We start from the raw sequence: 23577 nt of genomic DNA on the forward strand, positions 1-23577 counted from the left end.
CCTTGAGCCAATACTTTTGAGCCATAAAAATAATATCGTTATGGACTCAGCAAATAAAAAAAGAACAGTAAAACCAATAGCCATTGTATTTTTGGCGACAATAGCCGTATTTGCCATTTTACAGCTTTTCAATCCTCCTATCGAAGGAAAACCTGTTGCAAAAAAAATTGAAGCTCCCCGTGAAGTTCTTGCCATTCTGGAAAATTCATGTTTTAACTGTCATTCCAATGAGCAGAATTTAAGCTGGTATGATAAAATAGCTCCCCTTTCATGGGCTGTGAGCAAAGACGTGAAAAGAGCGAAAGAAGTTTTAAACTTTTCAGAATGGAATTATTCACCAGCCGAACATCAGGGAAAAATGTATGCTATTTTAAATATGATGCAGAGCGGAAAAATGCCGCTTCATGAATACACTTTACTCCACCCTTCAGCCAAAATCACAACAAAAGAGATTGAAACGGTCAGAAAATACACCCTTTCATTATCCAGCCTTAATTCAGGAAAAAAAGAAAAAGATTCACACCAACAAATTGAAACCAGCCAAAGTTCTGCTCCGGTACAATTTCCGGTTTCTCCTAATGGAGTAAAGTATACGGATGATTTTAAAAACTGGAAGGTAATCAGCATGAGTACCCTTTTCGATCATTCCATCAGGGTTATTTATGGAAATGATATTGCTGTAAAAGCAGTTGAAACAGAAAATTTCCACCCATGGCCTGATGGAAGTATCATCGTAAAATCGGTCTGGAAACAGCAACAGATGGCAGATGGAGAAGTGAGAGCCGGAGAATTTATCAATGCCCAGTTTATGGTAAAAGATGCTGACAAATACAAAGATACAGAAGGCTGGGGATTTGCCAAGTTTTCAGGGAATGATCTTCATCCCACCGGAAAAACCGCTTCATTTGCAAAAGAATCGTGTATCGCCTGCCATCGTCAGCTGGCTGAGAAAACCGGCTATTTATTTGACGTTCCGATGAAAATCAACACTGAAAGATTAATTAAAAACCTTGAGAAATAATGAAAAAGCTACTATTCATCGCTCTGTCAATCTTTGCTTTATTCACTGCCTGCAAAATTGATGAACCGGATAAAGACTTAAAACGTATAGTTTTCGATCCCGGAGATTTAAAATTTATTTCCACTTCATTAAATACTAAAAAGGAAACTTCGTCCGCACTGTATGGTAACCCACAGGCCCTGGCATCATTATCAGGTGAAAAACCTCAGTTGGAAAAAGGTTCTGTCATAAAATTAGTCACGTGGAAATACCATGACAATCCTCAATATATCGGAGGAACCATCACCGGTGAATTACTGAGTGTAGAAACACTTCGGACTACTAATGAGGGAAAAGTTTCTTATCAGGTCCAGAATACATCGGCTGCAGAACCTGTGCCATATGATAAAAGTGAACGGATCCGGTATATCATGAGCTATAAACCTGTTGTGAGACCTTAAAAGAATCTCCTGAAGCTGAGTTTTCAGCTTCAGGAGATTTTGTTCAATTTTTGCTAAAGCAAGTCAATGGTCAATTTCCTTTCCGGCGAATAAAATTCACAAACAAAGCCAATTCACCATTGACTATTCACATTTACCACTTCTTTTACAAATAAAAAACATAATTTCACCTTTTAAAACCCACTGTTCTATGCAGCAGCAAAAAATAAAAATTTCACCGGCCGTTATCTGGACAAGTTCCCTTTTCCTGGGAATTTTATCTTCAGTACCTCAGCTGGCTTCCCATGCATTCAACTGGAAGGAAGCGGCAGTAAATTCAGCCATAACTGCAGCGTTTTCTATTATTATGTGGTACCTCAATATCTATCTGTTAAACCGAAGTAAAGGCAAACGGAAACAGAATATTTCGTATTCAAGCTTACTGACCGCTCTGGCATCCGGAATGGTGATCATGTTTGGTCTGGCCTGGATCCAGCAGCTTATTCTGTCGCATATTAATTTTGGCCCTGTCATGCTGATGGTTGAAGTTAGAGGAATACTGATCAATCTTGTATGTTATATGTTCCTCACATTACTTCAGAATAATTATGCAGGTCAGCAAATACAGCTGGAACTGGAAAAAGTGAAAAGTGACAATCTGGGTGCCCAATATGAATTACTGAAACAGCAGGTGAATCCGCATTTCCTTTTCAACAGCCTGAATACATTAAAATCGATGGCAGAAACCCATGATTCCGAGACGGTGGATTTCATTATTAAACTTTCTGATTTTTACAGATTTACTCTTGAAAGCAGAAAACTCGACCTTATCACAGTTCAGGAAGAGATGAAAATCGTAGAAGCTTATCTTTTTCTTCAAAAAGCACGTTTTGGTGAAGGAATTTTATTTACAGACGAACTTAAAAACGAGGATTTAAAAACCCTCATCCCTCCTTTTACCCTGCAGCTTCTGGTAGAAAACTGTATCAAGCACAATATTGTCTCTCAAAGCAAGCCATTACACATTAAAATATATAGTTCCGAGAACAGCATTATTATTGAAAATCCTATTCAGAGGAAAATCGCAGCAGAAGATTCATTAGGAGTTGGCCTTGACAATATAAAAATGCGCTTCACTCATCTGCTGGAACAGAAAATAGAAATCTATTCAGACGAAAAAACTTTTCAAATAAAATTACCTTTGATCCATGAATATCATCATCATTGAAGACGAATTTAGGGCAGCAAAGTCTCTCCAGAATCTCATTTTAGATCTAAAGCCTGAATTCAGAATCCTGGGAGTGTATGACAGTATTGAGACCAGCGTTGAAGCTTTATCAAAAAATATACAGCCGGATCTTATCTTTATGGACATCCAGCTTTCTGACGGACTTTCATTTGAAATCCTGAAAGCAGTGAAGATCACATGCCCGATTATCTTCTGTACCGCTTTTGATCAGTATATGCTGGATGCCTTCAAAAGTAAAGGGGTGGATTATGTCCTGAAACCTTTTTCGCGCGAAGATATTTCCGAAGCATTGAAAAAAGTTGATGAACTTAAAAAATTCTTTCAGAAGAATGAACTTCCTGATATTGAATCTCTTTTACAGAAAATCACCCAGCCCGAAGGCAAAAGCAGCTTCCTTGTTTTTAAGAATCAAAAATATACTACGATTGCTACTGAAAACATTGCCTATTTCTACATTCACAATGAAATTACCCACCTTGTTACATTTGATAAAGAACAGTTCCAGCTTTCGCAGCCACTCGGACAGGTAGCCGGGCAGGTCTCGGAAAAGCAGTTTTTCAGGATCAACCGTCAGTATCTGGTGAACTTTAAAGCGATCAAAGAAATGGAGCATTACTTTCAGCGTAAAATCCTGGTTAAGCTTGTTATTGAAACCCCTGAGAAACTCCTGATCAATAAAGAGAAGTCACATAGTTTCTTCACCTGGCTGGAAGACCGTTAATATTTATAAATTTTTAAACCTTTATATTTTCCGGGTTCGCCTTGCTTTTTGTCCGGCTGACCCTTTTTCATCTTCTTTTGCTGTTAAAAGGAATCTACTTTTGAATCAAATTAAAAGACATGATTCTAAAAAATCTATTCGCAGTAGGTGCTTTTACCACTTTAATGTTTGCAGCTTCTGCATTTGTACAGAAAGAGAAGATTAGAGAAACACACCCGGGGTTTTCTTCTGAAAACAATGGCTTTGCTGTCCTGGAACTTTTTACTTCTGAAGGCTGTTCAAGCTGCCCTCCCGCTGATGAGCTGATGGGACAGATTGAAAAGGAATACATCAACCGGCCTGTTTATATTCTCTCCTATCACGTAGACTACTGGAACCGTATGGGATGGAAAGACCGGTTCAGCAGTGCCGAAAATTCACAACGCCAGCAGTGGTACACCCGTCTTCTTCAGTCACAGACTTACACTCCGCAGCTGGTTGTGAACGGAAGAGAAGAATTTGTAGGTTCTGAAAGAAATTCTATAGAAACCGCTCTGCAAAATGTGCTTTTTGACACTAAAAATACTTCCATAGACCTTTCTGCAAAAATTTCGCAGACAACGGTCACCGTTAATTATAAAACTGCTGCAACTGACTCTCAAAACAAGTTGCTGGTCAGCCTGGTTGAAAAGAAATCATCCACTCAGGTTGAAGGAGGTGAAAATGAAGGTCATCGTCTGCAGCATTGGCAGATTGTTCATCAGCAAAACAGCATCTCACTGAAAGATGCCTCTGAAGGAATGACAATCTTCAAACTTCCTGATCATTTTTCTCACGAAAACTGGGAAGTCATCGGCTTTATTCAAAATCTGAAAACCGGAAGAATTTCAGGTGCTGCGAAAACAGCAGTTCAATAAAATCTGTTTGAAAACAAAGGGGCACTGGAAAATCTGAGATTGCTTCTCGCAATGACGGTGAAATACTGCCATATAGCTTTATTGAAGAAAACTGTGTCTCAGCATTTCTAACACTAATATTCAGTAAAAATCAACAAAATTTTAAATAATAAAACAATGAAAACAAAAACAACAAAAATCATCTACTGGTCAGGAGCAATTTTTATGTCATTATGGTTTGGAGCAAGCGGCTTTTTTGAGCTTACTAAAAACCCTGTCGTATGGGATATTACTCAACAGCTTGGGTACCCGGCTCATTTTATCTATATCCTTGGAGTATTTAAACTGTCGGGAATTCTGGTACTTCTTCTTCCCAACCGTTTACTAAGACTGAAAGAATGGGTTTTCGCCGGAATGTTTTTCGACATCATTTTCGCATTTTTCTCTAAGATTGCAGTACTTGGGTTTGCTGCCACTATAGATGCAGTAATCGCATTTACCGTTCTTTCTGTAACGTACATCATGTTCAGAAAGTTGTATTCTCCTGAACTTATTTTTGGAGAAGCATAGCAGAAGATTGTCTTGGAACGCTTAATCGAAGGTTAGAAATTCCGAATCCCTTACATCCTCTGTTTCCAAGTCAGTAAAAATGTAGCCACATTTGCAAAGAAAAATTCAGACGATCAATTTTCCAGAACTGATCATAATAAAATTCTATTTATGTTTTCCCCAATCAGGTAATATTACTTTTCATTTTCTACAGATATATTCCTTTGATTGGGGATTTTCAATCAATAAATCCTCCCGGAAATGAGAGGATTTATTATTAAAACTATGTCGTAGAAAATTTAAGTTGAATCCGTTAGTGAACCGTTAATTCATAAAAATCTCCGGAACCCATTCATAAGCAGTATCTTTTTTCTTTGTAAAGCCAAGACCCGGCCATGGAAGATGATAAGCAAAAGCTTTAGTCCTGGTTTCTGCCAGCTGATTAAGGAGTTTCTTACGGGAATCTGCAGCAATATCCAGATCTGTATCCCCTGAAAATCCCCATTCAGGATGTGGGAAAAGAATAACGTCGGAATGGGTCAGGTCTGCAATATACATGAGCTTCTCAGTACCCGAAGAAATAGTCATGACCGTAAGGCCGGGTGTATGCCCCGGAGCCAGCTGAAAACTGAAATGATCAAACAGAGGCTTTTTAAAATCATAGAATTTCAGTTTCGGGCGGATTGTCTTCAGAATATTCTGAATAGGCGGAATGATCTGATTAAGGAATTCAGGCTGATGCTTTAAAAAACTGTTTTTAAAGTCTTTGATGGAAGCCTGAAGCCAGAAATCATATTCAATTTTTGAGATATGAAAGTCAGCATTGGGAAAAACCAGATTATTCTGCTTATCTACTACCCCACCAATATGATCCGGATGGGCATGGGAAATAAAAACATCTGTAATATCTTTTGGAGAAAATCCGGCTTTCTGTAAGCTTTTCAGAATAAATCCTGTTCTTTCATCCGCAAAAATCCCCATTCCCGCATCAAGTAAAACAAGTCTGTCCTTTGTTTTAACAAGCATCAGGTTCATGGCCATATCTACAGAATTGTCGGAGCGGAAATGATCTCTTAAAATTGCTTTTAACTGGGAAATATCTGCTCTTGGAGCAAATGTATCGATACTTTTCTCGTGGATATATCCGTCCGTAAGAATAAAAAGTTCCAGTTCACCGAATTTTATTTTTTTAAATGCCGAAAGATCTTCCTCAAAACTGAGCGGGGAAATTTTAGTACCTGCTAAAACACCAGAAAAAGGGACAAAGCTTAATGCTCCGGCCATCAATCCGCCTTTTAAAAGTTCTCTTCTGTTCATAATCAAATGTGTATGTTTTAAAAATACAGACTCCTGTTTGTATTCAGGAGTCTGTAGGTCTTTTTTAGTTATTCACCAATTTCATAGAACCTTCTGTATATCTTTCTCCCACATTAGGGTATTTTTTCAGAAGTGCATCAATTGTTTCCAGATCCGATGGTGAAAGCCCGATATTTACAGCTTCAATATTCTCCTGAAGGTACTTGATGCGCTTGGTTCCCGGAATCGGAATGATATCTTCTCCCTGGTTCAGAACCCAGGCTAAGGCCAGCTGAGTACCTTTTATTCCTTTGGATGCTGCAAATTCATTGATTTCCCTTGCAAGGTTCTTGTTATTTTCCAGATATTCTGCCTGATATCTCGGCAATGTTTTTCTAAAATCTTCATCGCCGAAATTCTGAACTTCATTGATGTTGGCAAAAAGCCCTCTTGCCAGAGGAGAATAAGGAACCAATGTAATGCCCAATTCCCTGATGGTAGGAAGTATTTCTTTTTCTACATCTTTGGTAAGGATAGAATACTCTGACTGCAGTGCTGTAATCGGGTGAATTTTATTTGCCTTTCTGATAGATTCTGCAGAAGCTTCTGACAAGCCAAGGTATTTCACTTTTCCTTCTTTAACAAGTTCTGCCATCGCGCCTACTGTTTCTTCCACAGGAACATTCGGGTCTACCCTATGGGCATAGTAAAGATCAATGGTATCGATTTTAAGTCTCTGAAGGCTTAAGTCTACTGCCTGTCTGATCCATTCCGGTGAACCATCGAAATAGGTTCCGGGAGCTCCGCTGTGGCTTGGTTTCCCATCTTTAAACCTGAATCCGAATTTGGTGGCAATAAAGATCTTATCGCGGTTCGGAACCAGAACTTTTGAAATTAATTTCTCGTTTTCTCCTGCAGCATACATATCTGCAGTGTCCCAGAAGTTTACTCCTAAATCCAATGCTTTATGCAGGGTATTGATGCTTTCCTGCTCATCTGCCGGTCCATAGGCAAAGCTCATTCCCATACATCCCAAACCTATTGCAGATAGCTGCTCTCCTGTGTTTCCTAATTTTCTGAATTTCATAATTGCTGTGATTTTTAAATTTGATAAAACAAAATTAGAACAAGAATTGAGTGAATGGAATATAGAATTCAAACTAAGAATTATAAAATTCAAACAACTATTGTTCTGGCTTCATTGGGAGTCAATCCTGTCTGTTTTTTAAAGAAATTGGTAAAATAGGCAGGTTCCTCAAATCCCAGCCCGTAGGCAATCTCAGAAATATTCCAATCCGTATGTTTCAGCAAAGCATTGGCTTCCTGAATAATCCTGGAAGCAATCTGCTGGCTTGTTGTTTTTCCGGTCATCTCTTTAACTGCACGGTTTAAAGAATTGACATGGATAGAAAGGTTCTGTGCATAGTCATTGGGCGTTTTTAGTTTCAGAAATGCTTCGGGGCTATCGATCGGAAACTGCCTTTCCAACAGCTCCATAAAGAGGGATACTACTCTGTGAGAAGCATTCTGATAAGGCTCAAAGCTTTCTGCAGGCTGCATTTTCATGGTTTCATGAATCATAAGATGAAGACAGGCACGAAGCATATCATATTTATGCATGTACTCAGTCTGAATCTCAGTCATCATCTTGGTGAAAAGACCGGAGATAATGGCTTGCTGGTCTTCATCAACAAAGAAAACGGGCGTCCCCCCTATTTTAAAAAGCTGTGAATCCATGAGATTTCCGAGGCGTGTCCCATTCTGCAGAAACTGGTCTGTAAACAGGCAGAACCAGCCTTTCTGATCCTCATCATCCGCTTCCCATGAGTAAGGAACCATAGGATTGGAAAATAAAAGTGCCGGACGGTCTACATGGATCCATTTATCTGCATAATGGAGCTTACCTTTTCCTATGATGAGCGAAATTTTATAATAGTCTCTCCTGCTGTAAGGTGATACTAATGAACAGCTTTCGCGCGAAAAGACATTAAAATGTCCTATTCCGGATGCTGCTGCGACATCTATGCTTTCATTAGGAGCATACCGCAAATAAAATTCTTTTATTGTTTCTTTAGATTCCATAACACTAAGTTATAAAATTCAAACAAATAAATATATACTTTCTAATCCATAAAATAAAAATGACCGGCAAATGCCGGCCATTAAATTGAATATATAGTTGATATTGGAGACTACTTAATGATGTTTCTTTTTGTGGTCTTTATATTCTTTTTTATACTCCTTTCTGTACTCTTTGTACTGTTTGGAATTATATTTCTTGTAATTGTTTTTGTTGCGGTTGTAAACTGCTACCGGATTCTGACCTTTATAATATTTGGTTTTAAACTTGGTGTACTTTTCTCTTCCAAGAATTCTCTCAATTTCATAGTAACGGTCTTCTCTCCAACGGTCGGGATTGCTTACATATACTCTGTTCCATGAATCGTAGTCACGATATCTGTTGTTTAAAGCGTTCAGCTGATTGGTTTGTGTTGCAGAAAGCAAAAGATCGGCAGCTACTGTCTGCCAGTTGATATCTGCTATACTTCTTCTGTAATCATTATAATAGTCTGATTGTGCATAGGTGAGGCCAAATGTGCCTGCAAGCATTAATGCGATTAATAATTTTTTCATCTTTTTTAAATTGTTTTAAAGTTAAACTGTTTTAGCATAGTCAATTAAAATGCCAAGTCTTTTTTTACATTCCCAATTTTTGTTAAACAAAATGTAACTATTTGAAAATCTGCACATAATAATACTGACAATTTTCTTTCATGATACATTAAGTATCATTTTAAAATTATGCAATGGTATAAATTATTACTTTTTTTTTTATAAATAAGAATGTTTTAATTCCATTTACTATTTAGTTTATCACTTGTTTAAAGCTGAAAAGAGCTTAAAATTTGTTAAGTTCCGGGAAAAGCCCTGTTTTGTATTATTTTAATTTGTAATTTTAAAAGAAGAATTTCAATCCGTAAGGATTATAATGTTGCCAGATCAGTAAATGCTTTATTAAATGAAGTGAAGCAAGTCATTTAACTCAACTAAATCTTAATTATTATGGAAAATATAAAATTTGAAATATCACCATATCAAGATGAACTGCAGCTGTTAATTGATGGAGAAAAAGCTGGATATATGTCAATAAAAATAGACGGCAGGCTGCTGATTGTTTATTACACTAAAATTAACGAGGAACGTGAAGGTCACGGATATGCTAAGATGCTTCTTGACGAGCTGGTCTGTTATTCTGAGGAGAAAGACCTGCTGGTAGATCCCGAATGTGATTTTGTGCGTCAACAGTTTGAAAATCACCCTGCAAGATATAAAGACATCTGGCATGCCTGAATTATTCTTCCCACCATTCTCTGAACTGATGGTGTGTGCTTTTCATATCTAAAACTTCCCCAATCGCCGGGGTAAGTATACGAAGCCCTTTTTCTTTTCCTAAAGCGGTTATTTTCTGAAGCGGTTCATTCCACGGATGGAGTGCCAGTGCAAATTTTGAAGAGTGAACAGGAATAATATTTTCTGTTTTAAGGTCAATGGCAGCCTGAATTACATCTTCGGGAAATGCATGGATATAACGCCAGGCCTCACCATATTGCCCGTTCTCCAGAACAGCATAGTCAAAAGGTCCAAATTCATCGCCTATTGTTTTGAAATGGGAATCGTAACCGCTGTCGCCGCCCAGAAATATCTTTTTTGTAGGAGTTTCCAAAACATAGGATGTCCAAAGCGTGTTGTTCTGTTTTATTTTTCTTCCCGAAAAATGCCTTGCCGGTGTAAAAGTAATTTTCAGATTATTTTTCAAAAGAACCTGTGCTCCCCACTCTTCTTCAATTAAGTTTTCTTCACAGTAACCCCATCTTTCCAGATGAGCTCCTACACCCAGAGGTACTATAGCCATTTCCGTCCGGTCTCTGATTGACTTCACGGTAGGATAATCCAGATGATCAAAATGGTCATGGGTAATCATGAGGTAATCCAGATTGGGAATATCTTCCGGTTTAAATATATCCGAGCCTTTGAAAGCTTTGTTAAAATACTTAAACGGAGAACCATATGTACTCAGTACAGGATCTACCAGAAAAGAAACACCATCTGTTTGCAGGTAATAGGATGAATGTCCCAGCCAGATAAAAACATCCTCATCTTTCCTGATTTTTTTCAAATCTGTATGAATGGCAGGAACAGCTTTCAGGGGTTTTAGCAAGGGATGCTTTTTGCTCAGGATGAAATCATAAGTAACTTTTATTGTACTGTACCCTTCAGCTATAGGCGGGGTATGACTTATATTCTGGAATTTCCCGTTTTTATAAAGCTTTGATCTTCTAATGCGTTCCAGTCTTTTGCCTTCCGGTTTTGTCCCGAAAGCAGGCATATTTATTATCAGGTAAATTGCTGCCAAAACTCCAATCAGTAAAATCAAATACATCATCTGCAAAAATAAAGGGCAAAGGTATTTACTTTTGGTTTAATCTAAAAATTGAAGTATTTTTTTAACTTAATTTATAAAGGTTTCTGAATAATTTATTATTTATTTAAATCAGAATCATCTTAATCTTTTTAATTTAGCCGATTGAAAAAAATTCAAAACACGTTGAAAAATTATTCGATAATACTGCTGGCTGCAGCACTTTCTTCATGCTCATCTGTCAGAAGACACAATGAGCGCAGTACAGCATGTATTGGCACCCACGAGCTTAAAGAGGATATAGATTATGCTTATTTAAAGCTTCAGAAAATGCATCCACAGCTTTATTGGTACATTTCTAAAAAGGATCTTGATTATAAATTTGACAGTCTTAAACAAACTATCGACCAACCGCTAACCCCGCTCCAGTTTTATTTTAAACTCCAGCCCGTAATTGCTGATATCCGTGAAGGGCATCTGGCATTGAGAATTCCCAGAAAAAAGTTTTCTAAAAAAGAAATTAAATCTCTTGAGCACAAGAAAGGAATGTTCAGCCGTTTTGAATATTATGTAAAAGACAATCATCTGTTTATCGTTCAAAACAAAGATTCTATCAACAATATAAAGCCGGGAACCGAAATCTTATCAATCAACCATATACCTGTATCCGACTATATAAAGAAATACCGTGCCCTGATCAGCAGTGACGGATATAATGACACATTTCAGCCTTATTTTTTAAAGGATGTCTTTTTTAATTTTTATACAGCAGAAAACGGTTTTGCGGACAAGGCCTATTTGGAAACCCTTTACAACGGCAAAAAACAGGTATATATCCTCCACCGGGAATCTAAATCCATAACTGATCTGGAAAAAGATAAAGAACAGGAAAAGCGAACTCCGGAAAAGAAAATCAACGATTATGTAGCCTACAATGATTCCTATAACCGCAATTTTAAATTCCTGGATAAAGATAGTACTACAGCTTATTTAAAGATTCAAAGCTTTTCCAGTGATTATTCAGACCGGTTTTATAAAGAAACATTTGAAAAAATAAAGAACGCAGGATCCTCCTATTTAATTATAGATGTCCGCAACAATTATGGCGGATCTCTACACGAGATCAATAACCTGTACTCTTATCTGGCCCCGGAACCTTATGTCCTGATAAAGCCGTCACAGCTTACCTCAAGGATTACTCCACTTAAAACCAACTATTTCAGAAAAAGCTCTCCTTTCCAGTATGCTTTTAAAAGCCTTGCCTATCCCACGTATGTTTTTGCACAAACTTTCAGCACGTATAAAAAGGACGGAAAAGTATACTATAAAATGAAGGCCGCCAAACCTACAAAACCGAAAAAAGATGCTTTTCAAGGTAAAGTATTTGTACTGATCAACGGAGGGAGTTTTTCCGCATCCTCAATTATCACTGCAAAACTGAAATACGACAAGAGAGCAGTCCTGGTGGGTGAAGAAACCGGAGGCGCCAATGACGGGACCGTAGCCGGATTTTACTCCTACCAGAAACTTCCTCACTCAAGGATCAATTTCCCGATAGGATTATTGCTGGTACAACCCAATATTGATTTTCAAAATACAAAGCGAGGGGTTTCCCCGGATGTCACCATTAAGGAAAGTATGCAGGACATCATTGGAAACAAGGATCCGCAACTGGAATGGGTGAAAAAAGAAATTGCCAAAGAAAAAGGAAACAGATAATTGAAAAGGTTTCGGCGGGCTTTCAGCCCGCCGAAACTGTTTTTCATCTTTTTAATTCTTTCAAAAGCTCTTCAATATGTACAATATATCTTCCGTAGTAACGGTAAAACCAGAACTTTCCGGATATAAAGAGAACAAAAAGCCCTATGGTCACCGAACTTATGAGAACCACAGCAATTTTCATTTCGCTCATCGGCTGTGGCCACGGTATGAATTCTATTACAATGATCATTTCGCAGACAATAAAAGGAACAAAACTCAGATAATAGGACAAATAATACTGTTTATTGAGATTGACCTGCATAACCAGATCCTTTAAAGAGTCATAGGTTTTGAGCATTGGATTGCTGATATCGTTGTAAAGCCTGAAAAACTTACTGAAAAAGAAGATCGTAACAACAAGCATTGATGCCACAAGAACAGTGATATAAAACTGAAGTTTAAAGGGTCTGCAGAAAGCACAAACTATAAATGAAAATATAAAAACTCCAATCACAAACCAAAATTCCATACGCATATTCTTACGTATCTTTTCCAGAGGAAGATTGATCTTATTCCTCTGCTCAATACTTATTTCAGGGGTTTCCTGGGAAACATCATCATTCCACACATTTTTTAATTCGTCTATATTCATGGGGCTTGATTTATAATTATGATTTATTTAAAATATCTTTCAGTTTATTTTTAGCTCGGTTCATTCTCACTCTTGCATTGCCTTCGGAAATTCCCATTTGCACTGCAATTTCTTTTCCCGAAAAATCTTCCAGATAATAGAAAATAAAAGCTTTATCAATAGGGTTTAACTGCCGGATCGCTTTATACATTTTAGCCAATTTCTCTTCCTTTCCATAGTCGTAATCATCATGGGCAATTTTATATCCGGAAAAATCCTCATTAGAAATAAAGCTTCTTCTTTTCTCGGATTTCAGAAAGATAATAGCGGTATTGAGAGCAATTCTGTACAGCCAGGTAGAAAATTCACTCTGTCCCCTGAAATAGGGATAAGCTTTCCAGAGCTGGTACGTAATTTCCTGAAAAAGATCATCGCGGTCATCTTTTTCGGACATATACATTTTAGAAATCTTGAAAATGATTCCTTTATGCTGTTCAATTTTGTCTAAAAATTCCTGCTCTGATGAGTTCATGGTTTCGGGCTCTATAGAGTTAGTTTTAAATGTAAAAAATTGTTACATATATTTTATAAATAAAATTTCTGAAAAACCCCTGATCCCGATTTAAAAGGCTTGTACAGATACATTAAAAAACCCAACAGAAATTACCTGTCGGGTTCGGTGTGTGTTTTTTTAAGCTCTACTCCACAATCTGCTTAAAACAGAACGAAATAATCTAATTAATAATTACTTTACGAAGTATTTTACTAAAATTGAACAGTCAGTTAAAATTGGCAATCACAATATTGAGACTAACATTTTTCCTGCTTATAACAGTTAGTAGAATAAAAATGAAAATGTTACACTTTTTTAGGAAAAAATTACATTAAAAATAAAATTTAATGCTCTTATTTTATTCAATGCTTATAAAATTTATAGTCAATAAATAACCTGTCAATTATTTGACAGGTTATTTTATGTGGATATTACAGAATTAAAATCTTTTAATTCAAATTATTTAAAGCTTTTTGAAGAGAATAAATGTCAATGAAATGTAACTTCACCCCAATGACTATAAAAAGAACGAGAACAATTGTTAAAAATGCAATAATAAAAATATATACCGAAACAAACCACAGGACGGTATTCAGGATATTCCCCTTAAGCCCGAACTTCTTGATAAAAAATTTCTGAGATCGTTCAAACCATGAATTTCCCCGTACTTTTTTGGGGCCGACTTCCACTCCGTTCAGTTCGTCCACCAAACGCACCACATCTTCTATGTATCTGCCGTACATATAATACATCCAATATTTTATTATAAACCACACCAGCATCAGGGTAATCAGGAAACTGACCCCGAAGATGGAAAGGTTATACTTTATATCAAAATGAAAGTTAATCTGGATCAGGGATAACAGGAAAGCGAGAGGAATATAGGAGATATAATAAGAAATATAGATTTCTTTTGATATTAAAAGCTGTGTTTTCAGGTTAAAAAGGTCATAATTGGTATTAATACCGCTTTTGCAGAGTATTTTGTAAAGTTTAAGAAAACGGGAATAAAAATAGATAATAAAAGCCAGTGTCAGGGCAACTACAAAACCTGATATGATAATAATATTGGTATCCCTGGCGGCAAAAGGAAACCCTATAAGAAGCATAGGCAGGGTAAAGAGCATCAGCCAGAATTCCGTTTCCATATTAAGCTTCAGCATCTGCATGGGAGAATGAATTTCCCTTTGCTTTTCCAAAGAAATCTCAGGCAGATCCTGCCTGTTATCCTTATCCCAAAGTTCTTTAAAATTTTCTAACTCCATTTGTCTTGTTTTAAATCCGATTATTCTTTTGCTTTTCGATAATTTCCTTCAGTTTTGCTTTGGCCCTGTTAAGTTTTACCCGGGCATTCACTTCAGTTATACCCAACTGGCTGGCAATTTCTTTACCTGAAAAGTCTTCCAAAAAGAAAAAAATCAATGCTTTATCTATAGGGCTTAGCTGATGGATAGCTTCATACATTAGCTTCATATTTCTGTCATCCGTATCATTATAGGACTCCTGTGGAACGACAAGATTCTCTATTCCCTGATTTTGTATAAAACTACGTTTTTTTTCGCTACGAAGAAATACGATTGCTGTATTAAGTGCGGTTCTGTAGAGCCATGTTGAGAAGTCACTTCTCCTCTGGAAATCGCCGTATGATTTCCAGGCCTGATAAATGATCTCCTGATAGAGATCATTCTGATCATCCTGATCGTCCATATACATTTTAGAGATCTTGAAAATAACACCTTTATGTTTCTCAATTTTCTCTAAAAACTCCTTTTCCATTAAAGACATTCTATAAACTCTACCCGTAAAGAAACATTATTAATAAATTACAGCCTTTTTAATATAAAAAAATTAAAAACTTCACGTTTGAAAATACAAAATCCTCAAAAAATAAAGAAATTTATTGAGGATTATTATTTTATGTTAAATAGAGTTAAAAAAAATCTAGAAAATATAATCTGTGCTTAAAAAATTAGAATCATGTTCCCGGACGATGGTATTTAATAATTTTTTATTGGCATCCGTCAGTTTTGCAGCTACCAGGGACCTGATCGAGAATGAACGAAGTGCATCAAATACAGAAAGCGTTCCTTCCGCACTGTCTTTTCTGCCTGTGAACGGGAATACATCCGGACCTCTCTGTGCCTGGCAATTGATATTAACGCGGCTTACAAGATTTACAAACGGGTCTATCAGCCTGGAAACTTCCTGTGGATCTTCACTGAAAATGCTTACCTGCATCCCATGCGAAGCATTTACCTGGTAATCAATAGGCTCTTCTATATCTTCAAACGGAACTACCGGAATCACCGGCCCGAACTGTTCTTCATGGTACAGCTTCATGTCACTGTTAACAGGATAAACCACTGCAGGAAAGACAAAAGATTCTTCCATAAATCCACCGTTTTCATTTAAAACTTTCGCTCCTTTGGCTAAAGCATCTTCAATGCATTCCTTCAGGTAAGGCGGTTTATTTACTTCCGGAAGCGGCGTTACTTTTACATCCTTTTCCCATGGCAGACCTGCTTTCATTGCTGAAACGGCAGCGCTTAATTTCTCAGTAAATTCTTCCGCAATTTCTTTTTGAACGAATATAAGTTTTAACGCTGTACATCGCTGCCCATTAAATGACAAGGCTCCGAGAATGCATTCACTTACCGCAACATCCAGATTTGCATTTTTGGTTACAATCGCTGCATTTTTAGCATCGAGGCTTAGGATGGCACGTAAACGGTTCACTTTAGGATGTAGTTTTTTCAGCCCGTTGGCCACTTTACTGGATCCGATAAAGGCCAGAACATTCACTTTTCCGCTTTCCATAATTGGAGTGATGATCTCCGAACCTTTTCCATACAAAGTATTTACTGTTCCTTTCGGGAAGGCTTCTTTAAAGGCATTCAGGAGCGGATAATGAGCAAGAACCCCATGCTTCGGAAGTTTAAAGAGAATGGTATTTCCCATGATCAATGCAGGAATGAGGGTCGTGAAGATCTCGTTTAAAGGATAATTAAATGGTCCCATACTCAGAACAACGCCCAACGGAGCTCTTCTGATCTGTGCAATGGTTCCTTCAGCCTGCTGGAAACGGGAAGACTCCCTGTCCAGATCTTTTAAAGCATCAATGGTCTGATTGATGTAATCTACAGTCCTGTCGAATTCCTTGGTAGAATCTGCCAGGGTTTTACCGATCTCCCACATCAGCAGTTTGATCACCAGGTCGCGCTGTTCAATCATCAGATAAACAAATTTCTGCATGCACTGGATGCGTCCTTCCACAGACATTGTAGGCCATTCCCCAAGACCGTTATCATAAGCTTTTACACAAGCTTCAAGAACATCCATTGCTTCTTTTGGGCCAATATTGGGAACGCTTCCCAGAAGTTTCCTTTCCAGACCGTTTTCTGTAGGAATACATACGGGTGAATAGATATTCTGGATCTCCCCTTTCCATTCTACAAGTTCGCCATTCAGAAGATAAACGTTCTGATGGATTTCCGGGACTTTATATTCTTCGGGAATTTCGTTTTCGCTTTTAAAAATATTCTGAAATAAGGCTTTGTTTTCTGAATCCATAAATTTTTAATTTTTGATAATTTGAATGTAATTTTTAGCTTTTACAGAATAAAGGTAGACGTTACAACCGGTAAAAAAAATAGCTGACTGATAGATTTGCTCTATTTGATGGCTGTTTGAATTAAAATTAACAAACAGCTGCCAAAAAAAGAATAATTTTGTTTAAAAATAAAATTCATGGTATCAAGATTAATTTTCAGTGCTGCAATCCTTTTCTCAGTATTCAGTTTCGCCCAGAATACTGTTCTGATGGGAGGAAAACCCGTGCATACCTACTCCAAATTACCTGCAGTGAATAAAGCTGCACCCAGGTTTATCCTTACGGATGTGACGATGAAAGACCAGACTCTGGATTCGTATAAAGGAAAATATGTTATCCTTAATATCTTCCCAAGTGTAGATACAGGGGTTTGTTCGGCTTCAGTACATCATTTCAATGAAGATGCGGGTAATATTCCGAATACGGTGGTTCTTTGTATTTCCAAAGATCTTCCTTTTGCCCAGAAAAGATTCTGCGGTGCAGAGGGGATCAAAAATGTGGTGATGCTTTCGGATTTCCGTTCAGATTTCGGGAAGACATATGGAGTGGAGATCACAGATTCTGTAATGAAAGGCCTTTTGAGCAGAGCTGTGGTGGTGATTGATCCTTCAGGAAAGATCATTTATGAAGAACAGGTTGCAGATATTTCCCATGAGCCGAATTATGAGGCGGCCATTGCAGCTGTGAAAAAGTAAGCTTATGCTTTGTTTAAAAGAGGTTTCGGGCGATCTTCGATCGCCCGAAACCTCTTTTATTTCTTTATTTTCCACTTCTTTTTCGTGGTCACTATGATCACTCCGTTCTGAGCTTTTGAGCCATAGACTGAAGTGGCAGCTGCATCTTTCAGAATCCTCATGGTTTTTATTGCATTGGGATCTGTTTCCTGCAGATCTTTTAAACTGACTATTTTGCCGTTCATAACCACCAAAGGTTCCTGATCTTTCCTTACACTGGAGTTTGCCCCTCCTATTCTTATCGGCTGATTGCTAACCGGCATTGGGTTGCTAACCACTCCCTGAACTTTTGATACCATTTCTTCCGGCTTGTTTTCTTTGGTATTCGCCAGAAGGTTTTGTTGTACCACGACAGGGGCTCCGGCCACCATCTGCTCTTGCTTTTGCTTTGGTTTCACTCCGTACAGCACGACTTCTAATTGTTCTGTTTTTAAAGTATCATTTGTAATGTTTTGCTGGGCAGGCACAGAAACCAAGCCTCCGGTAGTAAGAATAAAGCCTACAGCAAATTTCACAAAAACCGAATTGAGATAAGAATACTGCAGATTCCTGTTCAGCTGGGATTCATAAAAGTTTCCGCAGATATCTTCTGAGGAACGGGAAAAAACATTTATAATTTCCTCATCAGAAGCAACAGTAAAATCTCTGACGGTCTTGGAGCAGACGGAGCAAAATCTTCCTTTTTCTTCCGGGGTCATAGTTTCCCAGTTTTCTTGGCAGGGTTTGAGTATGGTAATTTTCATAGGGATCTTTTATAGTAAAGATGCTTTGTTTTGGAAAAAGGTTGGATTCTTTATATTTGGTGATTATCTTTAATCATCATATAATAGTAGAAGAACACAATAATGATATATACAATTGAAAAAGCCAATCTTATTTCTGAACAACTAAAAAAATTTACGACAGGTTATACCCATCATGTTGTTGGTCATTATTCAAATATTGATTTTTGGATGAATGAAGTAATAGAAGCATTACATACTATCGACAATCACAAAAAAAGATTTGACAAAATATATGATGCTCAAAAAAACTGGATTGAAGAACATGGTACAGTTGTTCACGATTATTGCCCAATATGTAACGGGAAATGTGAATTTGGAGATGGAAAACCAACTCTACCCAGACTGAAATATAAAACCGAATTGGCAGATACAAGAAAAGACCTGATAGATTCAGTATATTTTTTTCTCATCCGCTGTTTTAGAATAGGGGTTTTAAACAATAACGAATTGTATGAAAGATGCAATTCTGTTGGAACAAGCATTGATCCGAATGACTTAATAAAATAACACAACATTATATAAACAAATACATGAAAACTTTAAGATTTCTTTTACTATTTACAGCAGCAATTACTTTAACGGCCTGCGGAACCTCCCACAATTACACAAATAACAGTTTGAATAAAAATTTCTATGCAGAAAAATCCATCTATTTCAAACTGAATCCTAAAAGTCAGAACCAGATCAACTTTACGGGAATGTATGGGACTGTACTGGGCGGTGTGATGCAACCCAATGTAAAGGAAACCTTCCAGTTATCTTTAAACGAACTCGCCAGTGAGACCAATATAAAACTCAGTTTCATCGAAAACTCTGAAGAAATCACGGATAAAAATGCCGTGGTATTCGACACGGATATTTCGGAGATTAACTGGCATTTCGGGTTTTCTGTAGCGACCCTGAAAACAGTGGTGAACTATAAAAACATCAACAACAGCAAAGAAATACAAACTACAGGAATCCGTAAAAGCGGTGGAGGGGACGAAAAAAATAATCTAAAAAAATCTTTAAAAGATGCCACGTATAATTTCCTGAAAGAATACGAAAAATGATAGAAATAAAAGCTTCTTAATGGTTCAAAAAAAATGATACTCAGCTACATGCTGAGTTTTTTATTTATTATTACTGAACGATTTTATTTTCCCACGGATTTCACAGATTTGCACGAATGTTTATGTTAAACTTTATTGAATCCGAAAATTACACGTAATTATCTGTGTAAACCTGTGAAATCTGTGGGAAATAATCTTTTTAAAACTTTATGCTATTTGAACCATTAAGAAGGTTTAAGCGGTTAAGAATATTAAGCATTACGCTTCACAAAAACATCAAAGATGTTTAAATATATCAACAAACGAAAAAAAGACTAGCTAATTACTAATCTTTATTTAATTCTATTGGGTTTTCGTATTTTAGAGCTTCTTCTCTTTCTTTTACTCTTTGTCGTAATTCTTCCTGCCCTTTAATAATAGTAGTTCCATAACTTGCTAGCATAGCAGCAGCATTTTCTCTAGAAACTTTTAATGATTGCTCTAATTTTTGTTGTGTCGTTTCTATGGCTTCTGTATATCTGCTTTTTTTAATGGTAATAAATTTACCTTTTAATTTAGATGCAGGTATGGATTTTACTAGTTCAAAGTCAAAATCTCCCTTATCATCTGTTATTTTAACAATTAGTCCTGGTAATCCACTAAATTTATACGGACCATAAGGAAATGGAATTTCAGGAGAATACCATGCTATCCAATTACGACCTTTAAAAGTAACTTCTGCTTTCTTACAATTGATTGTATTGATGACTTTTGTTTCATTCATAAGTTTCCAATCACCTATGATTTGTTCTTTATAGCTGAGTACCGACATACCAACTAATTGAAAGTACTGTATATTTTGATTTGCTTGTATAATTGTATATGGAAATTTCGTATTGGGTATAGATACTCCATTTTTAAGACCCAGGGTTATACTTCCATCGGGATTATTTGTTGTTACTCTGGATTTTTCTATTATCGAATCTCTTGTAAGAGATTTAGAACTAATAAAAAATGCATGATTATCACCTATCAGTAACGAAAAAAGTTCCTCATGAATATAGTCGGGTGTGTGGGTATTTAATTTGGCTTTTAATAAATAAGTAAAACTTCCTCGCAGAGAATCATTATCATATGTTTTAGAAAAAAATATCCCACTAAAAAACAATAGAGATAATAAAAATAACTTTTTGGAATAGTACATAAGGTAATTTAATTAAAAAAAATTACACTTATGATGTAATAATTTGTACATCATAAGTGCATTAGTTGAAAATAATTAATTAACAATTACAATAAATTGCCTCAACCTTATCACGCCATTCATTAGCTTGTTGTGCTGTCCAATCTTGTGTAGTTGTTGCAGTCACTCCACAACAGGTTTCAGCTATCCAGGTTTGTGGTAATTTACCTCCTTTTACAGTTTTAAGGTCCTCACGAGTCATTTTTTTCATTTTTTTCATAAATGTATTTTTTAAAATTAAGTTTTAAATATATATAATTAATTCATTTAAGAGAGATATTTTTTATTATGTTAATTGGCTTATTTATAAAAAGTTGTTTACTTACAAACGCCCTCAAAATAAATCTCCGGAGCTGTACGAAAGTTTCCCGCAACTTGCAGGAGACTTCCGGAGATCTCCTGAAGTGGCAAACAATAGGGTTTGGAACCACCGGAGAAGTCGGGAGGTTTGTTTTGCTAGTGGTTTAGAGTTCCGGAGGGGTTGGGGAGGTTGTAAACAGGATGCTTTTTGATGTTTGTAGAAAGTTCTTGGAGGTGAAAGAGTGTGTTTGGAATCGATTTTTTTTAGATTATGGGAAACCGTAAGGAAATATACTTCATCAGAGATATATTTGAACATAAAATATAAATATGTCTAGAAAAATTGGGTTATTCTTTCTCTCACTATGGCTATTATTTATTATGATTATCATTATAACATGTGATATACCATGTTATTTAAAAAAAGATTTTGAATTTGTTGGAATCAAATATCTAATAACTCATAATATTATTCCATTATTTTGTGTTGCAGCACTAATTATTGGATTGATATCTTTTGTCGACTTTAATAATCAATCAAAAGGTACTCCGGAACTTTCATTTAAAATTTCAGAAATTGAAAATATAGATTATGAGCATTTAACATTTTTGACCACTTACATTATTCCTTTAGTGTGTTTTCAATTTGAAAACCTGCGCTATATAATTGTCTTTGTAATAATATTATTAGTTATAAGTATAATCTATATAAGAACTGATTTATTTTATGCAAATCCAACATTAGCAATACTTCAATTTCGAATATATAAAGTAGAGGGAGAATTCAGAAATGGGCAAGTGAGAAAATCAAGAATATTAATAACAAAGAACAAACTAACAATAAATGATAGAGTAAAGTATTATAAACTTGACGAAAGAATTTATTATGCATCAAAAATAACATCCAATGAATAAAACTCAATTAGACAACGCACTAAATTTTTTATCAAATCCACAAGGTGAATTACAAATAATAATTTATGCATTAACTAACGCAAATGAAGATCCGAAAAAATTAGATATTCAGGAAGAAGATTTACCTTCATTTAAGACATTATTTGTTAATTCTATTAGCAATATGATTATAGAGAAAAACGATTACTTTGTTTTACCATTATCTACAGCCGACGAAAGAGGTAAAACTTTTTACGAATATGATTTAGAAATACCGGAAAAACTTAAATTACTCGAATCTGTAGTTGGCAATGATCAATTATCAAATTTTGATTTTAGAAATTCGAAGTTTTCAGATATAAAATCATTAATTATTGTTTTAGCTGACAATAATAATGAGATTACTTTATTTAAAAATATTTCTCCGATTGAAATTATTGGAAGAGCTGGAGCATTTTTAAGAAAATCTAATCAAAGATTAGAAAGATTTGATGAAGAACTACTTAGAATCTCACCGAAATTTCAAGCTATCAGTGTAAATGAAAAAATTATAATAATAGATTTACCATCTATTGAAAGAAGTTTTGGGATTCATGATGTAATAATTAGGGAAGCTACAACAAGCTTAGAAGTAATTGAAAGAATAAACATCGTAGCAAATATAGAGTCTCTTACTGAATTAGTAAATGACGTCACTTTTGCACGTAAGCTTACAAAGGTTGCTAGAAGCTCACCTGTTCTAAGACTAAATATTCCAAACTCAGATATAATAGCGTTTTCGAAATCACATCCTTTAACCAAGAAGAAAATTAGGCTAAATACTGATGAAACTCAATTTAATCTAGATACACGAGTATCAAAAGATTTATTTATCAAAATACTAAATGATGATTTATTAACATCAGAACTAACTAAACTTTATTATGATACTTTAGCCAAAGATGGAATAGAAATTGAAGAAGATGATGTTATCGAAGAAATTTAGAAAAAAACCTGCCGGGAGGCAGGTTTTTCCATATCTAAAAAGTTTTAAAACAAGCTTTCATCTATAAAATACTAATCTCCATCACCTCCAATATAATTAAACTCTTGTGTCGAATAATGTAGGAAAAACAATATCAGTAAATCATCCACAGAATCATCAGCCTGAATATGAAAAAGATTGTTATTCTCTTTCTTAATTTCTATTAGCAACTCTCCTTTTTCAAATAACTGGTTGGTTTTATCCAATTTGAAATGATACATTCTAACATCTCCGGATTTGATGATTCTCTCCTTTTGCAAATCTGTAAAATAAACAACGCCTTTAGAATAGTAAAGTTCCGCATCGTTCTTTAGAAATCCAACGTTCTTTATATCATAACTTCTGGAATTCAAAATAATATAATATCCCGAAGAAAAAAACTTATTCGTCTCTACAATTCTTCCAATCTCTTTTTGGTCTTCTGATGTTAAAACAAACTGCTTTTTAATAGTTAAAGCTTTATATTTTTTCAAATATTTCAAGGTTTAAATTTTTATAAAAATAAAAAGAACTTTGCTATA

At 35.9% G+C, this 23577-nt stretch carries 28 protein-coding genes; 13 read left to right on the plus strand and 15 right to left on the minus strand.

Features of this window, described 5'->3' with window-relative positions:
- The first annotated feature begins 40 nt into the window (after positions 1 to 40).
- From BUB03_RS01795 to BUB03_RS01820, 6 genes are all read left to right on the plus strand, one after another.
- Complete coding sequence (locus tag BUB03_RS01795; protein WP_073059837.1) at positions 41 to 1021, plus strand: heme-binding domain-containing protein; 981 nt, start codon at positions 41 to 43, stop codon at positions 1019 to 1021.
- Positions 1021 to 1461 carry a hypothetical protein gene (locus BUB03_RS01800; RefSeq protein WP_073059839.1) on the plus strand — a complete coding sequence of 147 codons (441 nt, stop codon included), beginning with the start codon at positions 1021 to 1023 and terminating at the stop codon, positions 1459 to 1461. The genes BUB03_RS01795 and BUB03_RS01800 overlap by 1 nt, the downstream gene beginning before the upstream one ends.
- A 190-nt stretch (positions 1462 to 1651) precedes the next feature.
- Entirely contained in the window at positions 1652 to 2668 is a 1017-nt protein-coding gene (locus BUB03_RS01805) for a sensor histidine kinase (protein WP_040994427.1), read from the plus strand.
- A complete protein-coding gene (locus BUB03_RS01810; protein WP_073059840.1) occupies positions 2649 to 3410 on the plus strand; it encodes a LytR/AlgR family response regulator transcription factor in 762 nt (253 codons plus the stop codon). The genes BUB03_RS01805 and BUB03_RS01810 overlap by 20 nt, the downstream gene beginning before the upstream one ends.
- Before the next feature lie 119 nt (positions 3411 to 3529).
- Complete coding sequence (locus BUB03_RS01815) at positions 3530 to 4306, plus strand: DUF1223 domain-containing protein (RefSeq protein ID WP_073059842.1); 777 nt, start codon at positions 3530 to 3532, stop codon at positions 4304 to 4306.
- A 156-nt stretch (positions 4307 to 4462) separates the two neighbouring features.
- The gene (locus tag BUB03_RS01820) at positions 4463 to 4855 is read left to right on the plus strand and encodes a DoxX family protein (protein ID WP_073059844.1); all 393 of its coding nucleotides are present in this window, start codon (positions 4463 to 4465) and stop codon (positions 4853 to 4855) included.
- A 303-nt stretch (positions 4856 to 5158) separates the two neighbouring features.
- On the opposite strand, the gene BUB03_RS01825 is transcribed toward BUB03_RS01820, so the two are convergent.
- The 4 genes from BUB03_RS01825 to BUB03_RS01840 form a co-directional block, all read right to left on the minus strand.
- Positions 5159 to 6151, minus strand: a complete 993-nt coding sequence (locus BUB03_RS01825) for an MBL fold metallo-hydrolase (RefSeq protein ID WP_073059846.1) — start codon at positions 6149 to 6151, stop codon at positions 5159 to 5161.
- A gap of 64 nt (positions 6152 to 6215) precedes the next feature.
- Complete coding sequence (locus BUB03_RS01830; protein WP_073059847.1) at positions 6216 to 7217, minus strand: aldo/keto reductase; 1002 nt, start codon at positions 7215 to 7217, stop codon at positions 6216 to 6218.
- A gap of 89 nt (positions 7218 to 7306) precedes the next feature.
- Complete coding sequence (locus BUB03_RS01835) at positions 7307 to 8212, minus strand: helix-turn-helix domain-containing protein (protein WP_040994415.1); 906 nt, start codon at positions 8210 to 8212, stop codon at positions 7307 to 7309.
- 114 nt (positions 8213 to 8326) lie between these two features.
- Positions 8327 to 8764, minus strand: coding sequence for a hypothetical protein (locus BUB03_RS01840; RefSeq protein WP_040994413.1), 438 nt, complete (start codon positions 8762 to 8764; stop codon positions 8327 to 8329).
- A 429-nt stretch (positions 8765 to 9193) separates the two neighbouring features.
- On the opposite strand from BUB03_RS01840, the gene BUB03_RS01845 reads away from it, so the two are divergent.
- The gene (locus BUB03_RS01845; RefSeq protein WP_073059849.1) at positions 9194 to 9481 is read left to right on the plus strand and encodes a GNAT family N-acetyltransferase; all 288 of its coding nucleotides are present in this window, start codon (positions 9194 to 9196) and stop codon (positions 9479 to 9481) included.
- Position 9482: 1 nt separating this feature from the next.
- Here the strand turns inward: BUB03_RS01845 and BUB03_RS01850 are convergent, their stop codons facing one another.
- On the minus strand, positions 9483 to 10574 hold the full coding sequence (locus tag BUB03_RS01850; protein WP_073059851.1) for an MBL fold metallo-hydrolase: 1092 nt from the start codon (positions 10572 to 10574) through the stop codon (positions 9483 to 9485).
- A 141-nt stretch (positions 10575 to 10715) separates the two neighbouring features.
- Here BUB03_RS01850 and BUB03_RS01855 point away from each other — a divergent pair, with 141 nt between their 5' ends.
- Positions 10716 to 12269 carry a S41 family peptidase gene (locus tag BUB03_RS01855; protein ID WP_228417737.1) on the plus strand — a complete coding sequence of 518 codons (1554 nt, stop codon included), beginning with the start codon at positions 10716 to 10718 and terminating at the stop codon, positions 12267 to 12269.
- A 43-nt stretch (positions 12270 to 12312) separates the two neighbouring features.
- Here BUB03_RS01855 and BUB03_RS01860 read toward each other — a convergent pair whose 3' ends face one another.
- The 5 genes from BUB03_RS01860 to BUB03_RS01880 form a co-directional block, all read right to left on the minus strand.
- Entirely contained in the window at positions 12313 to 12903 is a 591-nt protein-coding gene (locus BUB03_RS01860) for a hypothetical protein (protein ID WP_073059854.1), read from the minus strand.
- A gap of 16 nt (positions 12904 to 12919) precedes the next feature.
- A complete protein-coding gene (locus BUB03_RS01865; RefSeq protein ID WP_073059855.1) occupies positions 12920 to 13414 on the minus strand; it encodes an RNA polymerase sigma factor in 495 nt (164 codons plus the stop codon).
- 470 nt (positions 13415 to 13884) lie between these two features.
- Positions 13885 to 14700 (minus strand): hypothetical protein, encoded by an 816-nt coding sequence (locus BUB03_RS01870; RefSeq protein ID WP_073059857.1) that lies wholly within the window; start codon positions 14698 to 14700, stop codon positions 13885 to 13887.
- A gap of 10 nt (positions 14701 to 14710) precedes the next feature.
- On the minus strand, positions 14711 to 15220 hold the full coding sequence (locus BUB03_RS01875) for an RNA polymerase sigma factor (RefSeq protein WP_073059859.1): 510 nt from the start codon (positions 15218 to 15220) through the stop codon (positions 14711 to 14713).
- A gap of 156 nt (positions 15221 to 15376) precedes the next feature.
- A complete protein-coding gene (locus BUB03_RS01880; protein WP_073059861.1) occupies positions 15377 to 17005 on the minus strand; it encodes an NADP-dependent glyceraldehyde-3-phosphate dehydrogenase in 1629 nt (542 codons plus the stop codon).
- A 177-nt stretch (positions 17006 to 17182) separates the two neighbouring features.
- Here BUB03_RS01880 and tpx point away from each other — a divergent pair, with 177 nt between their 5' ends.
- Complete coding sequence (gene tpx, locus BUB03_RS01885) at positions 17183 to 17740, plus strand: thiol peroxidase (protein ID WP_083538853.1); 558 nt, start codon at positions 17183 to 17185, stop codon at positions 17738 to 17740.
- 56 nt (positions 17741 to 17796) lie between these two features.
- On the opposite strand, the gene BUB03_RS01890 is transcribed toward tpx, so the two are convergent.
- Entirely contained in the window at positions 17797 to 18522 is a 726-nt protein-coding gene (locus tag BUB03_RS01890) for a TonB-dependent receptor plug domain-containing protein (RefSeq protein WP_073059863.1), read from the minus strand.
- 102 nt (positions 18523 to 18624) lie between these two features.
- On the opposite strand from BUB03_RS01890, the gene BUB03_RS01895 reads away from it, so the two are divergent.
- Both BUB03_RS01895 and BUB03_RS01900 read left to right on the plus strand, forming a co-directional pair.
- Positions 18625 to 19071: a hypothetical protein gene (locus BUB03_RS01895; RefSeq protein ID WP_073059865.1), complete on the plus strand. Its 447-nt coding sequence runs from the start codon at positions 18625 to 18627 to the stop codon at positions 19069 to 19071.
- A 23-nt stretch (positions 19072 to 19094) separates the two neighbouring features.
- Complete coding sequence (locus BUB03_RS01900) at positions 19095 to 19616, plus strand: hypothetical protein (protein WP_073059867.1); 522 nt, start codon at positions 19095 to 19097, stop codon at positions 19614 to 19616.
- A gap of 325 nt (positions 19617 to 19941) precedes the next feature.
- Here BUB03_RS01900 and BUB03_RS01905 read toward each other — a convergent pair whose 3' ends face one another.
- The 3 genes from BUB03_RS01905 to BUB03_RS21625 form a co-directional block, all read right to left on the minus strand.
- Positions 19942 to 20799: a GLPGLI family protein gene (locus tag BUB03_RS01905; RefSeq protein ID WP_073059868.1), complete on the minus strand. Its 858-nt coding sequence runs from the start codon at positions 20797 to 20799 to the stop codon at positions 19942 to 19944.
- Between the two features lie 79 nt (positions 20800 to 20878).
- Entirely contained in the window at positions 20879 to 21058 is a 180-nt protein-coding gene (locus tag BUB03_RS01910) for a bacteriocin-like protein (protein ID WP_073059870.1), read from the minus strand.
- 114 nt (positions 21059 to 21172) lie between these two features.
- Positions 21173 to 21457, minus strand: a complete 285-nt coding sequence (locus BUB03_RS21625) for a hypothetical protein (protein WP_139258741.1) — start codon at positions 21455 to 21457, stop codon at positions 21173 to 21175.
- Positions 21458 to 21468: 11 nt separating this feature from the next.
- Between BUB03_RS21625 and kwaA the strand changes: the two genes are divergently transcribed.
- Together kwaA and kwaB are read left to right on the plus strand one after the other, a co-directional pair.
- Positions 21469 to 22053: an anti-phage protein KwaA gene (kwaA, locus tag BUB03_RS01915; RefSeq protein ID WP_073059871.1), complete on the plus strand. Its 585-nt coding sequence runs from the start codon at positions 21469 to 21471 to the stop codon at positions 22051 to 22053.
- A complete protein-coding gene (kwaB, locus tag BUB03_RS01920; protein WP_073059873.1) occupies positions 22046 to 23017 on the plus strand; it encodes an anti-phage protein KwaB in 972 nt (323 codons plus the stop codon). The genes kwaA and kwaB overlap by 8 nt, the downstream gene beginning before the upstream one ends.
- Before the next feature lie 71 nt (positions 23018 to 23088).
- On the opposite strand, the gene BUB03_RS01925 is transcribed toward kwaB, so the two are convergent.
- Positions 23089 to 23538 carry a hypothetical protein gene (locus BUB03_RS01925; protein WP_073059875.1) on the minus strand — a complete coding sequence of 150 codons (450 nt, stop codon included), beginning with the start codon at positions 23536 to 23538 and terminating at the stop codon, positions 23089 to 23091.
- Positions 23539 to 23577 lie beyond the last annotated feature (39 nt).

Origin of the sequence: Chryseobacterium oranimense, assembly GCF_900129755.1 — a bacterium.
GTDB lineage: Bacteria > Bacteroidota > Bacteroidia > Flavobacteriales > Weeksellaceae > Chryseobacterium > Chryseobacterium oranimense.

Bases quoted from the DNA above. Each gene is read 5' to 3' on its own strand.
- BUB03_RS01795 (WP_073059837.1), top strand. From the start codon at position 41: ATGGACTCAGCAAATAAAAAAAGAACAGTAAAACCAATAGCCATTGTA.
- BUB03_RS01800 (WP_073059839.1), top strand. From the start codon at position 1,021: ATGAAAAAGCTACTATTCATCGCTCTGTCAATCTTTGCTTTATTCACT.
- BUB03_RS01805 (WP_040994427.1), top strand. From the start codon at position 1,652: ATGCAGCAGCAAAAAATAAAAATTTCACCGGCCGTTATCTGGACAAGT.
- BUB03_RS01810 (WP_073059840.1), top strand. From the start codon at position 2,649: ATGAATATCATCATCATTGAAGACGAATTTAGGGCAGCAAAGTCTCTC.
- BUB03_RS01815 (WP_073059842.1), top strand. From the start codon at position 3,530: ATGATTCTAAAAAATCTATTCGCAGTAGGTGCTTTTACCACTTTAATG.
- BUB03_RS01820 (WP_073059844.1), top strand. From the start codon at position 4,463: ATGAAAACAAAAACAACAAAAATCATCTACTGGTCAGGAGCAATTTTT.
- BUB03_RS01825 (WP_073059846.1), bottom strand. From the start codon at position 6,151: ATGAACAGAAGAGAACTTTTAAAAGGCGGATTGATGGCCGGAGCATTA.
- BUB03_RS01830 (WP_073059847.1), bottom strand. From the start codon at position 7,217: ATGAAATTCAGAAAATTAGGAAACACAGGAGAGCAGCTATCTGCAATA.
- BUB03_RS01835 (WP_040994415.1), bottom strand. From the start codon at position 8,212: ATGGAATCTAAAGAAACAATAAAAGAATTTTATTTGCGGTATGCTCCT.
- BUB03_RS01840 (WP_040994413.1), bottom strand. From the start codon at position 8,764: ATGAAAAAATTATTAATCGCATTAATGCTTGCAGGCACATTTGGCCTC.
- BUB03_RS01845 (WP_073059849.1), top strand. From the start codon at position 9,194: ATGGAAAATATAAAATTTGAAATATCACCATATCAAGATGAACTGCAG.
- BUB03_RS01850 (WP_073059851.1), bottom strand. From the start codon at position 10,574: ATGATGTATTTGATTTTACTGATTGGAGTTTTGGCAGCAATTTACCTG.
- BUB03_RS01860 (WP_073059854.1), bottom strand. From the start codon at position 12,903: ATGAATATAGACGAATTAAAAAATGTGTGGAATGATGATGTTTCCCAG.
- BUB03_RS01865 (WP_073059855.1), bottom strand. From the start codon at position 13,414: ATGAACTCATCAGAGCAGGAATTTTTAGACAAAATTGAACAGCATAAA.
- BUB03_RS01870 (WP_073059857.1), bottom strand. From the start codon at position 14,700: ATGGAGTTAGAAAATTTTAAAGAACTTTGGGATAAGGATAACAGGCAG.
- BUB03_RS01875 (WP_073059859.1), bottom strand. From the start codon at position 15,220: ATGTCTTTAATGGAAAAGGAGTTTTTAGAGAAAATTGAGAAACATAAA.
- BUB03_RS01880 (WP_073059861.1), bottom strand. From the start codon at position 17,005: ATGGATTCAGAAAACAAAGCCTTATTTCAGAATATTTTTAAAAGCGAA.
- tpx (WP_083538853.1), top strand. From the start codon at position 17,183: ATGGTATCAAGATTAATTTTCAGTGCTGCAATCCTTTTCTCAGTATTC.
- BUB03_RS01890 (WP_073059863.1), bottom strand. From the start codon at position 18,522: ATGAAAATTACCATACTCAAACCCTGCCAAGAAAACTGGGAAACTATG.
- BUB03_RS01895 (WP_073059865.1), top strand. From the start codon at position 18,625: ATGATATATACAATTGAAAAAGCCAATCTTATTTCTGAACAACTAAAA.
- BUB03_RS01900 (WP_073059867.1), top strand. From the start codon at position 19,095: ATGAAAACTTTAAGATTTCTTTTACTATTTACAGCAGCAATTACTTTA.
- BUB03_RS01905 (WP_073059868.1), bottom strand. From the start codon at position 20,799: ATGTACTATTCCAAAAAGTTATTTTTATTATCTCTATTGTTTTTTAGT.
- BUB03_RS01910 (WP_073059870.1), bottom strand. From the start codon at position 21,058: ATGAAAAAAATGAAAAAAATGACTCGTGAGGACCTTAAAACTGTAAAA.
- BUB03_RS21625 (WP_139258741.1), bottom strand. From the start codon at position 21,457: ATGTTCAAATATATCTCTGATGAAGTATATTTCCTTACGGTTTCCCAT.
- kwaA (WP_073059871.1), top strand. From the start codon at position 21,469: ATGTCTAGAAAAATTGGGTTATTCTTTCTCTCACTATGGCTATTATTT.
- kwaB (WP_073059873.1), top strand. From the start codon at position 22,046: ATGAATAAAACTCAATTAGACAACGCACTAAATTTTTTATCAAATCCA.